This is a genomic window from Aquimixticola soesokkakensis, assembly GCF_900172375.1.
Classification (GTDB): domain Bacteria; phylum Pseudomonadota; class Alphaproteobacteria; order Rhodobacterales; family Rhodobacteraceae; genus Aquimixticola; species Aquimixticola soesokkakensis.
Genome location: NZ_FWFS01000002.1, coordinates 70,583 through 84,962, shown reverse-complemented (window position 1 = coordinate 84,962; position 14,380 = coordinate 70,583). Strand labels below are relative to the sequence as shown.

13 protein-coding genes are annotated in these 14,380 nt (G+C 61.6%); 11 read left to right on the top strand and 2 right to left on the bottom strand.

The window, feature by feature from the left end; translation table 11 throughout:
- The 11 genes from pepT (at position 1) to AQS8620_RS03330 (ending at position 11,730) form a co-directional block, all read left to right on the top strand.
- Positions 1–1,242 carry a peptidase T gene (gene pepT, locus AQS8620_RS03380; protein ID WP_085835446.1) on the top strand — a complete coding sequence of 414 codons (1,242 nt, stop codon included), beginning with the start codon at positions 1–3 and terminating at the stop codon, positions 1,240–1,242.
- A 215-nt stretch (positions 1,243–1,457) separates the two neighbouring features.
- A complete protein-coding gene (locus AQS8620_RS03375; RefSeq protein WP_085835445.1) occupies positions 1,458–2,447 on the top strand; it encodes a TRAP transporter substrate-binding protein in 990 nt (329 codons plus the stop codon).
- Positions 2,448–2,460: 13 nt separating this feature from the next.
- Positions 2,461–3,027, top strand: a complete 567-nt coding sequence (locus tag AQS8620_RS03370) for a TRAP transporter small permease (RefSeq protein ID WP_234990363.1) — start codon at positions 2,461–2,463, stop codon at positions 3,025–3,027.
- 1 nt (position 3,028) lies between these two features.
- Entirely contained in the window at positions 3,029–4,306 is a 1,278-nt protein-coding gene (locus AQS8620_RS03365; RefSeq protein ID WP_085835443.1) for a TRAP transporter large permease, read from the top strand.
- 5 nt (positions 4,307–4,311) lie between these two features.
- Entirely contained in the window at positions 4,312–5,100 is a 789-nt protein-coding gene (locus AQS8620_RS03360) for an NAD-dependent epimerase/dehydratase family protein (RefSeq protein ID WP_085835442.1), read from the top strand.
- 41 nt (positions 5,101–5,141) lie between these two features.
- Complete coding sequence (locus AQS8620_RS03355; protein ID WP_085835441.1) at positions 5,142–6,656, top strand: aldehyde dehydrogenase (NADP(+)); 1,515 nt, start codon at positions 5,142–5,144, stop codon at positions 6,654–6,656.
- Between the two features lie 109 nt (positions 6,657–6,765).
- The gene (kdgD, locus tag AQS8620_RS03350) at positions 6,766–7,668 is read left to right on the top strand and encodes a 5-dehydro-4-deoxyglucarate dehydratase (protein ID WP_085835440.1); all 903 of its coding nucleotides are present in this window, start codon (positions 6,766–6,768) and stop codon (positions 7,666–7,668) included.
- A gap of 11 nt (positions 7,669–7,679) precedes the next feature.
- On the top strand, positions 7,680–8,819 hold the full coding sequence (locus tag AQS8620_RS03345) for a mandelate racemase/muconate lactonizing enzyme family protein (RefSeq protein ID WP_085835439.1): 1,140 nt from the start codon (positions 7,680–7,682) through the stop codon (positions 8,817–8,819).
- Complete coding sequence (locus AQS8620_RS03340; RefSeq protein ID WP_085835438.1) at positions 8,816–9,682, top strand: amidohydrolase family protein; 867 nt, start codon at positions 8,816–8,818, stop codon at positions 9,680–9,682. Before AQS8620_RS03345 ends, AQS8620_RS03340 begins: the two co-directional genes overlap by 4 nt.
- Positions 9,683–9,696: 14 nt before the next feature.
- The gene (locus AQS8620_RS03335) at positions 9,697–10,332 is read left to right on the top strand and encodes an SGNH/GDSL hydrolase family protein (RefSeq protein WP_085835437.1); all 636 of its coding nucleotides are present in this window, start codon (positions 9,697–9,699) and stop codon (positions 10,330–10,332) included.
- Positions 10,333–10,347: 15 nt separating this feature from the next.
- A complete protein-coding gene (locus AQS8620_RS03330; RefSeq protein WP_085835436.1) occupies positions 10,348–11,730 on the top strand; it encodes a pectinesterase family protein in 1,383 nt (460 codons plus the stop codon).
- Here AQS8620_RS03330 and AQS8620_RS03325 read toward each other — a convergent pair.
- The gene (locus tag AQS8620_RS03325) at positions 11,727–12,785 is read right to left on the bottom strand and encodes a glycoside hydrolase family 88/105 protein (protein WP_085835435.1); all 1,059 of its coding nucleotides are present in this window, start codon (positions 12,783–12,785) and stop codon (positions 11,727–11,729) included. The genes AQS8620_RS03330 and AQS8620_RS03325 overlap by 4 nt on opposite strands.
- Positions 12,782–14,353, bottom strand: coding sequence for a polygalacturonase PglA (gene pglA / locus AQS8620_RS03320; RefSeq protein ID WP_085835434.1), 1,572 nt, complete (start codon positions 14,351–14,353; stop codon positions 12,782–12,784). The genes AQS8620_RS03325 and pglA overlap by 4 nt, the downstream gene beginning before the upstream one ends.
- Positions 14,354–14,380: the final 27 nt, after the last annotated feature.

Sequence of the window (14,380 nt, the reverse complement as noted above, 5' to 3'; positions counted from 1 at the left end):
ATGAGCGACCTTTCCCAACATTTTGCCGCCAAAACCGAAACCCGCCTGCTGCGCTACGCGGCGGTGGACACGCAAAGCGACGCGCGCTCGACGTCGCAGCCTTCGACGGCAATCCAGTTGGATCTGGCGGCGATGTTGCAGGCGGAACTGATCAAGATCGGCGCACAGGACGTGCGGATCACCGATTACGGCGTGGTTCTGGCGCGCGTTCCGGCAACGGCATCGGGGCCGGTGATCGGCTTTGTTGCCCATATGGACACGGCACCCGCCTTTCATGCCAGCGGTGTGAAACCCGTGGTGCACCGCGCCTACGCCGGCGGGGTGATTTCTTTTGCCGATAACCCCGATCTCAAATTATCCCCTGAGACATCGCCTTATCTTGCCCAGAAAATCGGGGGCGATATCATCACAGCATCGGGGACGACGCTTTTGGGCGCAGATGATAAAGCGGGCGTCGCGATCATCATGACCTTGATCGAACATCTGATCACCAGCGCCAGCGCGCATCCCGAAATCCGCGTCGCCTTTACACCGGACGAAGAAATCGGGCGCGGCGTCGATCCGCGCCTGCCCGCCGATCTGGGCGTGGATTTTGCCTATACGCTCGACGGGGGGGCGCTTGGGGAAATCGAATACGAAAGCTTCTCTGCTGACGGTGCGGTTGTGCGGATCGAAGGGGTGTCTACCCATCCGGGCACGGCGAATGGCAAGCTGGTGAATGCGCTGCATCTTGCCGCAAAGCTGATTTCCATCCTGCCGCAAGGCACGCGGGTGCCCGAGGTCACGCAGCATCGCGAAGGGTTCTGGCATGTGGTCGAAATGCAGGGCACGGCCGCGGAGGCGGAGGTTTCGATCATTCTGCGCGATTTCGAACTGGCGGGGCTGCAAGAGATTGGCGATATGCTGCGCGCCACCTGCGCGGCCCTTGCGGCGGGCGAGCCGCGCGCCAAAATCACCTGCGATATCACCCCGCAATATCGCAATATGCGCTATTGGCTGGAACAGGATATGACGCCTGTCGATCTGGCGCGCGCGGCCTGTGAGGCCGAGGGCATCACGCCGCTGTCCAAGGCCATTCGCGGCGGCACCGACGGGTCGCGTTTGACGGAAATGGGGGTGCCTTGTCCAAATGTTTTCACGGGAATGCAGGACATTCACGGGCCCCTTGAATGGGTTTGCGTCCAAGATATTGCCGCCGCCGTGCGGGTCTGCGCGCGCCTTGTCGGGGCGGCCGTGCGCTGATTGAGCGCGCTTTGCGGGCGGCGGAAGAGTCGGGGGCCGGATGTTGTCAGCATCCGGCCTTTTTCATGCGCCCAAACCGGGGCGCGACGGGTGGATACGACAATTTCTGACGGAAGGCTTGCACCCATCATACAAAGTTGTCATACCTATTTGCGTCGAGGCCAGAGCGCGAGGCGCCGACTCGGCACATAGATATTCCAGGGAGGAATTTACCGATGACACCGATGACCAAAGCTGTTCGCCGCTTCGTCCCCGCGCTGGCTCTCGCCGCGCTTGTGGCAAGCCCCGCCTTTGCCAAAGAATGGCGCACCTGGGCTATTCACCCCGATGACTACCCCAACGTCGTCGCGCTGAACGCCTTTGCCGAAGAGGTGAGCGCAAAGACCGAGGGCCGCGTCGAGCCGAGCGTTTATGCCAACGGGATTCTGGGCGCCCAGCCCGATGCCATCGAACAGGTGCGCTCGGGCGCGCTGGCTGTCGGCAACTTCAACATGGGGCCGATGGGTGAAATCGTACCGGCGACCAACGTGCTGTCCTTGCCCTTTATCTTTCGCGATGAAGACCAGATGCATACCGCGATGGACGGGGAGATCGGGCAACAGTTTTCCGACGCTCTGGCCGAGCAGGGCCTTGTCGCCCTGTCGTGGTTCGATGGCGGCTCGCGCAGCTTCTACAACACCAAACGCCCCATCGTAACGCCCGCGGACATGGAGGGTCTCAAGTTCCGCGTTATGAACAATGACCTTTATGTTCAAATGGTTGACGAGCTGGGCGGGAACGCAACCCCCATGGCCTACGGCGAGGTCTACCAATCGCTCAAGACAGGTGTCATCGATGGTGCGGAAAACAATTACCCCTCCTTTGACAGCTCGAACCATTTCGAAGTCGCAAAATACTACTCGGTGACGAACCACCTGATCATCCCCGAATGTATCTGCGTTTCGACCACTGTGTGGGACGACCTCGACGATACCGACAAGGCGATTGTCAAAGAGGCGGCGATGAATGCGGCTACCATCCAGCGCGACCTGTGGGCCGAGCGGTCCGAGGCGAGCCGCGCCGAAGTCGAAGCCGCAGGCGTCGAGATCAACGAAGTGTCCGATCCGGCCGCGTTCCAATCCGCGATGGAACCGATCTACGCCCGTTTTATTTCGGAGAACCCCGATCTTGAACAGCTGATCCGCGACATCCAGGCGGTCGAATAAGTCAGGAACCGCTGTGACCCCGACCTCTGTGTCGGGGTCCATCTGGCGATTGTTTTGGGGAGGGCGCGCGATGCGCGATGGAACGTCTTTGGGTGGTCTGGAAGCGATGATCTTTCAGCTCTTCGACCGGATTGCGCGTCTTTGCGTGGCGATTGCGGGCATCGGACTTGTCGGACTAATTGTGATTTTCGGCTGGCTCGTGTTTGGGCGCTACGTTTTGAACGACACACCGACATGGGTGGAACAAGTGGCTTTGTTGCTGGTGGTCTGGATCACGTTTTTGGGCGGTGCTGCGGGTGTCTGGACGCGCTCGCATCTATCGGTCGACTTCATCCGCGAAAGCCTGCCGCCGCTGATCCGCACCCCCCTGCGCTGGGTTTGCGCGATCGGGGTGTTGGTGTTTGGCCTCTTTCTGGCGTGGCAGGGCGGCGTGCTTGCGGCATCGACCTGGCCGCGGGTGGTGCCGATGATCGGCATTTCCGAAGGCTACCGCGCGGTGCCCATGGCAATTTGCGGCGCCTGTACGGTGCTATTTTCGCTGTTCCACTTGTATGAACTCACTAAAGGCGGGCAGAATTGATATGGGCCTTTCCCTACTTTTCGGCATGTTTGCGCTTGGCCTGATCTGCGGCATGCCGGTGGCTTTTGCGCTTGGCCTCGCGACGGTGGCGGGCTTTCTCTACGAGGGGTTGCCGCTGTTCATCGGCTTTCAACGCGTGCTCTCGGGCATCTCGATCTTTTCGCTTCTGGCGATCCCGTTTTTCATTTTCGCCGGCGAGCTGATGATGCAGGGCGGCATTGCCGCACGGCTTGTGCGGCTGGCCTCCTCGGCGGTTGGCTCGGTGCGCGGCGGATTGGGCGTGGTGAACGTGGCCTCCTCGATGCTGTTTGGCGGCATCTCCGGATCGGCCGTGGCCGATACCTCGGCGCTGGGGTCGATCTTGATGCCGGTGATGAAGGAAAAGGGCTATGATGCGGATTACGCGGTCAACGTCACGGTGACTTCCTCGGTTGCCGGCGTTGTGATCCCGCCCTCGCACAACATGATCCTTTACGCGGTGGCCGCGGGGGGGATTTCGGTGTCCAAACTGTTCATCGCGGGCATCATTCCGGGGGTTTTGATGTGCCTGTGTCTGGGCATCGTCGCCTATTGGATCGCCGTCAAACGCGGCTATCCGGCGGAAACCTTTCCGGGCTGGAAATACCTCGGGGTCGCGACCGTCGTGGCCTTGCCGGGGCTGATGACGGCGGTGATCATTGTGGGCGGCGTCTTGTCGGGCGTGATGACAGTGACGGAATCGGGTGCATTCGGCGCAATCTGGGCCGTTCTGGTGACCGTGTTTGTTTATCGTGAATTGACATGGGCGGGCTTCAAAACCGCCGTGACATCAGCGGTGCGCACGACGTCTCTGGTGATGCTGCTGGTCGCGACCGCCTCGTCGTTTTCATATCTTTTGACGCTGTACCGCGTGCCGGATTTGCTGGCCACTGCTGTGACGGGCATGTCCGACAACCCGCTGGTGATCCTGTTGATGCTCAACCTGATCCTGCTGGCCTTGGGCATGATCATGGACATGGCGGCGCTGATCCTGATCTGCACCCCGATCTTTTTGCCCGTGGTCGTGGGCATCGGCATGGACCCGATCCAATTCGGCGTTGTGTTGATGATGAACCTCGGGTTGGGCCTGTGCACACCGCCGGTGGGGGCCTGCCTGTTCGTGGGCTGCGTTGTCGGAGGCATCCGGATCGACCAGGCGGTGCGCACGATCTGGCCCTTCTATCTGGCCATCTTGGCTGCGCTGATGCTGGTCACCTATGTGCCTGCCTTCTCGATGTTCTTGCCCGGTTTGATGGAGTGAGCGTTATGAAACGATTGTTGATCACCGGTGCCGCCGGGGTGCTTGGCACCATGCTGCGCGAGCGGCTCTGCGAGGAGGCCGAGATTTTGCGGCTGTCGGATCTGAACGATCTTGGCGCGGCGCGGGCGGGCGAAGAACTTGTGCGGTGTGACCTTGCAGACGCCGCCGCGGTGGAGGCGCTTGTCGAGGGTTGTGACGGGATCGTTCATCTGGGCGGCATTTCCGGCGAGGCGCCCTATGATTTGATCGAAGCGGGCAATTTGCGCGGCGTTTACAACCTCTATGAGGCGGCCCGCAAGCACGGCATGCCGCGCATTCTGTTTGCCTCCTCGAACCACACCATTGGCTACTACCCCCAGGGGCAGCACCTTGCGCCCGAAGATCCGGTGAAACCCGACACGCTGTACGGGGTTTCCAAAGTGTTCGGCGAAGCGGTGGCCTCGTTTTACCATTCCAAGCATGGGCAAGAGAGCGCGCTGGTGCGGATCGGGTCCTGTATGCCCGTGCCGACCAACCACCGCATGTTGGCAACCTGGTTTAGCTATGACGATTTTGTCGCCCTTGTGCGCGCGGTGTTTTGCGCGCCCAGCTTGGGCTGTCCGGTGATTTGGGGCGTGTCCAACAACGACGCCGCGTGGTGGGACAACAGCCATGTCGGGCATTTGGGCTGGCAGGCCAAAGATAACGCAGAAGCCTACCGCGCGCAGATCGAGCGCGACGTGGCGCGCCCGCCCGCGACGGCGGCCATGGAAAAATGGCAAGGCGGAAACTTGATCGAAGACATAGAGAGCTGAGCAGGACTCCTCACCTGTCAGACAGATTGAAAGGAAAACCGATGCGTTTTACGCCCCACGGAAAGCACCTGATCGCAGGGGACTGGGTTGCCACCGAGCAGCAGTTTGAAAACGAACCCGCCAGCGGACCGGCAGACCGGTTTTCGGTTGGAACGCCCGCGTTGGTCGATGCTGCCGTGCAGGCGGCAGAGGAAGCCTTCTGGACCTATGGCGCCACGACGCGGGCCAAGCGCGCGGCGTTTTTGACGGCGATTGCCGATGAAATCGAGGCCCGCGCCGAGGCCATCACCGAGATCGGCACGCGCGAAACCGGCCTTCCACAAGCGCGCCTGCAAGGCGAGCGGGGGCGCACCACTGGCCAGCTGCGCCTCTTTGCCGAGCACCTCCTGAAGGGCGACTATCTTGATCGCCGCTTTGATCCGGCATTGCCGGAGCGCGCGCCCTTGCCCCGCCCCGATATTCGCCTGATGCAGCGCCCGATCGGGCCGGTGGCCGTCTTTGGTGCGTCGAATTTTCCGCTGGCATTTTCCACCGCCGGGGGCGATACGGCCGCCGCGCTGGCTGCAGGCTGTCCGGTGGTTGTCAAAGGCCATTCCGCGCATCCCGGGACGGGTGAAATCGTCGCCGAAGCGATCCTTGCGGCGCTTGAAACCTGCCAGTTGCCCAAAGGCGTGTTTTCCCTCATTCAGGGGGGCAAACGCGATGTCGGAACCAGCCTTGTGCAGCATCCTCTGATCAATGCGGTCGGCTTTACAGGATCGCTTGGCGGCGGGCGTGCCTTGTTCGATTTATGCGCGCAACGCCCTAATCCTATTCCATTTTTTGGTGAACTGGGTTCCGTAAACCCGATGTTCGTCCTCCCTGAGGCGGCCGCCGCGCGTGGCGAGGCATTGGGGCAGGCCTGGGCGGGGTCCCTGACGATGGGGGCGGGGCAATTCTGCACCAATCCCGGGATCGCGGTGATCACTGATGGCCCCCACGCCGAAGCCTTTGCCCAATCTGCCGTCTCGGCGCTGTCGCAATCCGCGGCGCAGGTCATGTTGACCGATGGCATCGCCGCGGCCTACCGCGACGGGGCGGCACGCATCGGGGGCGGCGCAGGCGTTCAGGGCCTGTTGACCTCAACCTGTGGGCCGCGCGAAGCCAAACCGTTTTTGTACCGCGTCAAGGCTGCGGACTGGATCGCGAACCACGCGTTGAGCGAGGAAGTTTTCGGTCCTTTGGGGTTGATCGTGACCGTCTCGGACGCGCGCGAAATGCGGGAGGTGGCCTTGAGCTTTGCGGGCCAGTTGACGGCGACACTTCACCTGGATGCAGGGGACGCAGCCCTGGGGCGCAGCCTGATGCCGGTCTTGGAGCGCAAGGCGGGGCGCGTGTTGGCGAACGGGTTTCCGACAGGTGTCGAGGTCTGCGACGCGATGGTGCATGGCGGTCCCTATCCCGCGTCCACCAACTTTGGCGCAACCTCGGTCGGGACAATGTCGATCCGGCGATTCCTGCGCCCTGTGAGTTATCAGAACCTTCCCGATGCCTTGCTGCCTGACGATCTTGCGTAAAGGGCGTTGCCAGTGCGCGGGTGAAAATGCCCCAACTTGTCATACAAATTATTGACTTAATGCGATAGCATCGCTAAGTCATAAGATGAACTTACAAAGGACTCGTTCAATGGATCCGCAAAAGCTTAAATCCGCCCTGGGTTCCGGCCTCCTGTCTTTCCCGGTTACCCCTTTCGACGCCGACAATAAATTTGCGCGCGATCCCTATCAAAAGCACGTTGACTGGCTTGCCGGCTTTGACGCGCCTGTGCTCTTTGCGGCCGGGGGAACGGGGGAATTCTTTTCGCTCGCGCCCGACGAAATTCCTGCGATTGTTCAGGCGGCCAAGGAAAGCGCAGGCAATACGGCGATTGTTTCTGGCTGCGGATATGGCACGGAAATGGCTGTTTCCATTGCGAAAAATGTCGAAAAAGTCGGTGGAGACGGCATCTTGTTGCTGCCTCACTACTTAATCGACGCTCCGCAAGAGGGTCTGTACAATCACGTCAAAACAGTGTGCCAGTCGGTTGGCTTTGGCGTGATGGTCTACAACCGTGACAACGCCGTGTTGCAGCCCGATACCCTCGCGCGACTGTGTGACGAATGCCCCAACCTCGTTGGCTTCAAAGACGGAACCGGAGACATCGGACTCGTCAGACAAGTTACCGCGACGATGGGCGACCGTTTGACCTATCTTGGCGGGATGCCAACGGCTGAACTCTTTGCCGAGGCCTATCTGGGCGCGGGATTTACCACCTATTCCTCCGCCGTGTTCAACTTTGTGCCAGCTTTGGCCAATAGGTTTTACGAGGCGCTGCGCGCGGGCGATACTGCGACATGTGAACAAATCCTGCGCGATTTCTTCTATCCTTTCATGGCCTTGCGTGGTCGTCGCAAAGGCTATGCCGTGGCGGCAATCAAGGCGGGCGTGCGCCTTGCTGGCTTTGATGCGGGTCCGGTTCGCGCGCCGCTTGATGATCTGACCAAAGAGGAAGAAGATATTCTTGCACGTCTGATCGAGGCGAACAGCTAAGGAGCGTCAAGATGCGGATCGCGCAGGTCAAAACCCATCTGCTTGAACATCGCTTGGAGGTCGCTTTCGAAAGCGCGTCCATGCGGTTTGACCGTCGCGTCCATGTGCTGGTCGAAATCGTATGCGACGACGGGACGGTTGGCTGGGGCGAATGCCTTGGGCCGGCGGGCGCGAATGCGGCGATGGTGCAAACCTACAGCGCCTGGTTGATCGGGATGAACCCGTTGGAAACCGAGAAAATATGGGCGACCCTGTATAATGCGCTACGCGATCAAGGGCAGCGCGGGATCACGATCACGGCCTTGTCGGGCATTGATATCGCCCTTTGGGATATCAAAGGAAAACACTTTGGTGTGTCGATCGCGACTTTGCTTGGCGGCCGCTTTCGCGAGTCGGTGCAGGCCTACGCCACGGGGTCTTTCAAACGCGACGGCGTGGACCGCGTCGAAGACAACGCCGAGGAAATGGCCGGGCATGCGGCGGCAGGATTTCACGCCGCCAAGATCAAGATCGGCTTTGACGTCGCACAGGATTTGCAAGTCATTCGTGCTGTTCGCGATGCCATCGGGCCGGATATGCGTTTGATGATAGACGCAAATCACGGATACGATGCGATCGAAGCCATCCGGTTGGGTCAGGCAGCTGCTGAATGCGGGATTGACTGGTTCGAGGAACCCGTCGTTCCCGAACAGCTGGCGGCCTATCGTGATGTGCGTGCGCGCCAGCCGATTGCGGTGGCGGGTGGCGAAACCTGGCACACGCGCTGGGGCTTTCGCGAGCCGATTGAAACCCGCGCCGTTGACATTGTGCAGCCCGATATTTGCGGTGTGGGCGGATTTAGCGAAATCAAAAGAGTGGCTGATTTGGCAAGTTTGCACGGGGTTCGGGTTGTGCCGCATGTCTGGGGCACAGCGGTGCAGATCGCGGCGGCCTTGCAGTTCATGTCCGCCATGGTGCCAAACCCCGTGCGCAACACACCCATCGCCCCGATTCTGGAATTCGACCGCACCCATAATCCGTTTCGCCAGGCAGTTGTGAAACATCCCATCGAGCATGAGAACGGTGTCGTCCAAATCCCCGATGCGCCGGGTTTGGGGATCGAAATCGACCGCGATGCTCTGGTCGAATTTGCCCCGAGGAGCGGCACATGATTTCGCGCAAACTCAGCGGCGTTGCCCCGCAGACCGAGGTGCCCCGCGGGGCGATCGATACTCAAATGCACATGTATTTGCCGGGGTTTGGCGCTGTCTCCGGTGGGCCAGGTTTGCCGCCGGACCCGCTTCCTGATGCGGCGATGTACCGCGAGGTGATGCGCTGGCTGGGTCTGGATCGGGTTGTGATCACACAAGGCAATGCGCATCAGGCCGACAACAGCAATCTGATCGCCTGTCTGGCTGAGATGGGGGATATCGCGCGGGGTGTCGCGGTGATCACGCCGGACACCACCGAGGCAGAAATCGAGCGCTTGAGCGCGGCTGGCGTGACGGGCGCGCGTATCATGGATTTGCCCGGAGGTGCCGTGGGTCTGGAGGCGTTGGAAGCAGTTGATGCCAAGGCACATGCGGCGGGTTGGATGATGGCCGTGCAATGCGACGGATCGCATCTTCCCGTGCTTGAAAACCGACTTAAGGCATTGAAATCAAATTGGGTTCTGGATCACCACGGTAAAATTTTCGACGGCGCCACACCCGAGCATATCGCTGTGCTCAAACGCCTGCTGGATGGCGGGAAAATGTGGTTCAAATTTGCCGGTTGTTACGAAAGTTCGCGCAGCGCAGCGCCTGATTTTGCCGATATCGCCGCCGTGGCGCGCGAGATCGGCGCCTTTGCGCCCGAGCGAATTGTTTGGGGCACGAACTGGCCGCATAATGCCGCGCGGTTGACAGAGGAATATCCCTGCGATGCGGCTTTGATGGACACGGCCTTGGGGTGGTTACCTGACGCGACGGCGCGACATTTGGCGTTGGTCGAGACCCCTCAGGCGCTCTACGGATTTTCCGCTTTACAGGCGTAGCAGGGCAGGGACGCATGAAACAGATTTTGGTCTATGGGGACAGTTTGACCTGGGGGGCGGATCCGGCAACGGGGTTGCGCCATCCTGTCGCGCAACGCTGGCCCAATGTCTTGCAGGCAGGGCTTGGCGCGCAGGCACATGTCATACAGGATGGTCTGGGCGGGCGCACCACCTGTTTTGACGATCATGCCGCGCCCTGTTGCCGCAACGCGGTCAAGACACTGCCGGTGGCCTTGATGGCGAATATGCCGCTGGATTTGGTGATCGTGATGCTCGGCACCAATGATCTCAAGCCCGTTCACGGCGGGGTTGCCCTTGGTGCGCAGGCGGGCATGCGGCGTCTGGTGCAGCTTGTCGCGACACTTCCCTACAAGCCCGCAACGGCAATCCCCCAAATGTTGATCGTCGCACCACCCCTGTGCCGCATGGCCCGAAACCGGCCTTTGGATTCGGCACAACGCATTGCGGAATCGCGAAAGTTATCACATCTGTATGAAAAACTTAGCGTAGAGATGGGCGTGGCCTTTTTCGATGCGTCGCGCGTTGCTGAAGCATCGGAAATTGATGGTGTGCATCTGGATCAGGCCAACACCAGCGCGATCGGCGCGGCTTTGGTCGCGCCGGTTCGCACTCTTTTGGCGCGCGCTTGATCAGAGAGGTTCGCCATGACCCGTCCCGTGTTTAGCGCCACGCAAGCCGCCGCGTTCACGATGGCCGAGGTGTTGAAATACGCCGGACCCGCGGGGGCCGAGCGGATCGATCCCTGGCGACCCGACCTTGCGCCGATTGATCAGGGCGCGCTGGCGTTTGATTTGCGGGTGGATCCCGCGCAGGGACAGTTTCGCACGATTCAGGCCGCGGTGGATGAGGCTGTCAGACAGGATTCTTCGGGGACGGGACCTGTGCGGATCGCGATTGCGGCGGGTCATTATGACGAGCTGGTCTATGTGCCCGCCACCGCCCGTCCGATAGCCCTCTATGGTTTGGGCGCAACGCCGCATCAGACGGTTGTGCGGGCCAATATCGACGCGGGGATGAGCGGTGCGGCCTACAGCGCCCGGTTTGCGGGACAATTTGCCCGATCTCCCGACAGCGTTCGCAGGATTTTTGCCGAGATCGCCGCGCGCGACAGTCTGGGTACGATCAATGCCGCCGTGATGCGTGTCTATGGGGACGGGTTTGTGGCGCATAACCTGACGGTTGAAAACAGCTATAACGAGGACAGGATCAGCGCAAATGAGAGCGCAACGCCGCCTGCGGTGAATGCACGCGGGCAATTTGCGCGCGGACAACATCAGGCTGTTGCCGTGATCGTTGCGGGCGCTGACAAGGTGCGCTTTGAGCGGCTGCGCCTTTTGGGCGATCAGGACACGCTGTATTTGAAAACCGACCTGCCGGTGCGCAGCGTGCGCAGCTACTGGCGCGACTGCTATATCGAGGGCGACATAGATTTCATCTTTGGCGGCGGGACCGCATTTTTCGACCGTTGCGAGATCTGCAGCAAGGGCGCGCGCACTGAAATGGCGTTCGTCACGGCACCCTCGACCCATCTTTTGACGCCCTACGGGTTTGTGTTCGATTCATGTAAATTCACCCATGACGGCAGTGAAAATGCATTGAAGTCGGTGTTCAGCTTGGGCAGGCAATGGTTCGAGGGCGCCCGCTGCACGCCCTATGGCGACAGCAAAATAGAGGGCTATCGCTGCGATTTTGGCCCTGTGTCGCAGTTCACTGCGCCAAAGGGCACGATCAGCGCCCAGACGCTGTTTTCGGTGGGCAAAGTGGCGATCCTCAATTCCCGGATCGGCGCGCATATTGCGCCCGAGGCACCGTGGTTTGCTTGGAATGGCGGGCGGCATATGCCCGATGGGCGCTACGACCCTGCCGATTGGGCGCCACGGTTTCGGCCCGTCCACTACACGGCGCGTGATTTCATCGCCAATCTGGCGCATTGGGCGCAAGATCAAGGAGTGGATCTGGGCGTGCTGCGCGACAGCCGTGCCGCGCAGATCCCCTTTGTGGGTGAATTTGGCAACCGCGATGTCTAGGCGCGCAGGGCCTCCGCGCAGGCCATCATCAAGGGGCCGACGCCTTTGGCATCGTCGCTGACGAGCGGCTCGGTCAGGTAATAGGCCGCGGACCCGTCCCGATAGCGGTTTTCATAGCCGCCAAGCCCCGCAACATGGACGATTTTTGTAAATGCGACCTCCCCGTCCTGCATGACAAGCCGGTCCTGGATGAGGGTGGTCAGGGCACGCCGGCCCGCCGGCCCATAGGGTCCAAGGCCCAGACGCTCGGCGCGCAGCAGGGCATAGGCAAACATCGCCGAGGCTGAGCTTTCGTCGTAATTCCCGCGCAACTGCGGAGCATCTAGCACCTGCGGCCACAGGGTTGAGGGGCTCTGTTCGCGCAGGATTGCCGCCAGAAGCGCTTGGGTTTGGCGGCGCGGCGCGCGCTTTGGCGCAAGGGCTGCGATATCGACCAGCGCCATGGCAAGCCAGCCCAAGGCGCGCGCCCAAACCGCGCCCGATTGCCCCGTGACCGTATCGGCCCAAGGCTGCGCGCGGGCCGCGTCATAGGCATGGACATAGAGACCATGCGGGCCGCGCGTCACCTCAAGAGCCGTTGAAAGTTGCGCGAGCGCATCCTCGATGAGGGTCGCATCGTCCAGCATTTGCCCGTATTCGATCTGGAAGGGCAGGCCCATGTAAAGACCATCCAGCCAGACCTGTTCGGGGTAGCGGTTTTTGTGCCAATAATTGCCCGCCTGCGTGCGCGGATGCTGTTTTAGCTGCGCCGCCAGATGACCCGCCGCCGCGAGATAGCGCGCCTCCCCCGTTTGCTCGGCCAGATGGAACAGGCAGCGCCCCGCAAGGATATGGTCGATGTTGAATTCGTCGATCCGGTAGCCTGCAAGCGTGCCATCCTTGGCGATTTGGCGGTCGGTGAGCCGCACCAGATGCGCCAGCCACCGCGCTTCTCCCGTTGCGCGGTGCAGCGTCACCAAACCGCGATAGATGCAGCCATCCTCGTAGCACCAATTGCCGTCTTTGTAGGGCTGATAGCGGGTCGCAAAAGCGTCAAAATAGGCGAGCGGGATCATTTGGGCTCCGTAAATCTATGCGCGGGGTCGGTGAGGGTGTTGTGCTCGACGATCTGGGTGTCGCTGTGCACATCGGCGTGTTCGCCCAGCACGCCGGCATGGCGCAGCGGGCGCAGGTGGTCGGCCATGATCGGGTCGGCGGCCTGCGCATCAAAATCAAAGGAGGTGACGGTGACGCGGGTCAGGCGGATGGGGCCGATGGGGGCTTCGGGCAGGCCCAGAAAGGCCGCAACCGCGTGGGACAGATTGCGCAGTTCCACGTCCTCGATGGTGATGTCGTGCAAGTGGGGCGTGCCCGCGTTGGTCGGCGCGGGCTGGCGCGATTGCACCCAATCGGCATGGCCATCCACGTCGCAAAAGTAGTGTGCATTTGCCGAAAAGGCGGTGAGTACCCCGTCCATCACCACACGGCGCATCGCGATGCGCGCGACCGTTCCACCGCGACCACGGCGCGATTTCATCCGCAAACCGCGATCCGTGCCGATCATGTCGCAGTCTTCCACCGTCACATCGCTTACGCCGCCCGACATTTCCGAGCCGATGACAACGCCGCCGTGACCGCGTTCCATCAGGCAATGGCGCACACGCACATGGCGGGTCGGGCGCAGGTGATCGGCCTCGCCCTTGGGGCCACGCTTGCCCGCTTTGATCGCGATGCAATCGTCGCCCACCGAAAAATGCACGCCGACGATATCGACGTTTTCGCACATCTCGGGGTCGAAGCCGTCGGTATTGGGGCTGTCATGGGGGGCCATGATGCGCAGCGCGGCAGCGGTCAGACCGGTGCAGCCCTGGGGGTGGATCGTCCAGCTGGGCGCGTTGCGAATGGTAAAGCCGATGAGCTGGGTGTTTTGACAGTCAATAAGGTGCAGGCCGCGCGGGCGGCGCGCGCCGTCGCGGGTTTCCTTGGGCCAGTGCCACCAATCGCCGCGATCCCCGCCGCCATCGAGCGTCCCTTGGCCACTGATCGTCACGTTGCACGCGCCAATGGCATGCAGGGGGGCCGCAAAACAGGCCTCTGGCAAACCCTCCCACGACCCGAGCATCCGGCCCGCAGCATCGCGTGCCGGCAGGATCGGCCAATCCTGTCGATCCGAGGGGGCAAACAGAACCGCGCCCCTGTCCAGGTGCAGCACCATGTCGGATTTGAGCGCGAGCGGGGCGCAGACCCATCGCCCGGCCGGCACGCGCAGCGTTCCGCCCTTGGGCACCGCCGCAAGCGCCGCCTGGAACGCGGCGCGGTTGGTCTGCGCCGCATCGGCCGTGTCGGGCAGATCCGGCGTGGCCCCGAAAGCTGCCACATCGACCAGACCTGCGCAGGGCAGGGTCGAAAACGCGCAGGAAAACGCACAGGGCGCCGCAGCCGCCGCTTCGAACACATAGGCCGTGTCGGGCGTGAGATCATGCAGCGCCAGAACGGCGCGCTTGGTCTCCCCGCTGCGCTGCGTGCCATCCGCGCCGCGCAGACGCCATTGCACCGACTGGCGCAAGGCAGAGCGCGCGCCGGTTTGCGCAAGGCAAAGGGCAACCGTTCGCGCAGAGCGCGCGGCAAGGGTGATCGCAAACATAGTGGACCTATCGTGTCTGGTTTGGCG

What these genes read in the sequence shown, in the direction of transcription:
- AQS8620_RS03365 (WP_085835443.1), top strand. Translation starts at nt 3,029, where the DNA reads ATGGGCCTTTCCCTACTTTTCGGCATGTTTGCGCTTGGCCTGATCTGC.
- AQS8620_RS03335 (WP_085835437.1), top strand. Translation starts at nt 9,697, where the DNA reads ATGAAACAGATTTTGGTCTATGGGGACAGTTTGACCTGGGGGGCGGAT.
- AQS8620_RS03375 (WP_085835445.1), top strand. Translation starts at nt 1,458, where the DNA reads ATGACACCGATGACCAAAGCTGTTCGCCGCTTCGTCCCCGCGCTGGCT.
- AQS8620_RS03360 (WP_085835442.1), top strand. Translation starts at nt 4,312, where the DNA reads ATGAAACGATTGTTGATCACCGGTGCCGCCGGGGTGCTTGGCACCATG.
- pglA (WP_085835434.1), bottom strand. Translation starts at nt 14,353, where the DNA reads ATGTTTGCGATCACCCTTGCCGCGCGCTCTGCGCGAACGGTTGCCCTT.
- pepT (WP_085835446.1), top strand. Translation starts at nt 1, where the DNA reads ATGAGCGACCTTTCCCAACATTTTGCCGCCAAAACCGAAACCCGCCTG.
- AQS8620_RS03345 (WP_085835439.1), top strand. Translation starts at nt 7,680, where the DNA reads ATGCGGATCGCGCAGGTCAAAACCCATCTGCTTGAACATCGCTTGGAG.
- kdgD (WP_085835440.1), top strand. Translation starts at nt 6,766, where the DNA reads ATGGATCCGCAAAAGCTTAAATCCGCCCTGGGTTCCGGCCTCCTGTCT.
- AQS8620_RS03340 (WP_085835438.1), top strand. Translation starts at nt 8,816, where the DNA reads ATGATTTCGCGCAAACTCAGCGGCGTTGCCCCGCAGACCGAGGTGCCC.
- AQS8620_RS03330 (WP_085835436.1), top strand. Translation starts at nt 10,348, where the DNA reads ATGACCCGTCCCGTGTTTAGCGCCACGCAAGCCGCCGCGTTCACGATG.
- AQS8620_RS03325 (WP_085835435.1), bottom strand. Translation starts at nt 12,785, where the DNA reads ATGATCCCGCTCGCCTATTTTGACGCTTTTGCGACCCGCTATCAGCCC.
- AQS8620_RS03355 (WP_085835441.1), top strand. Translation starts at nt 5,142, where the DNA reads ATGCGTTTTACGCCCCACGGAAAGCACCTGATCGCAGGGGACTGGGTT.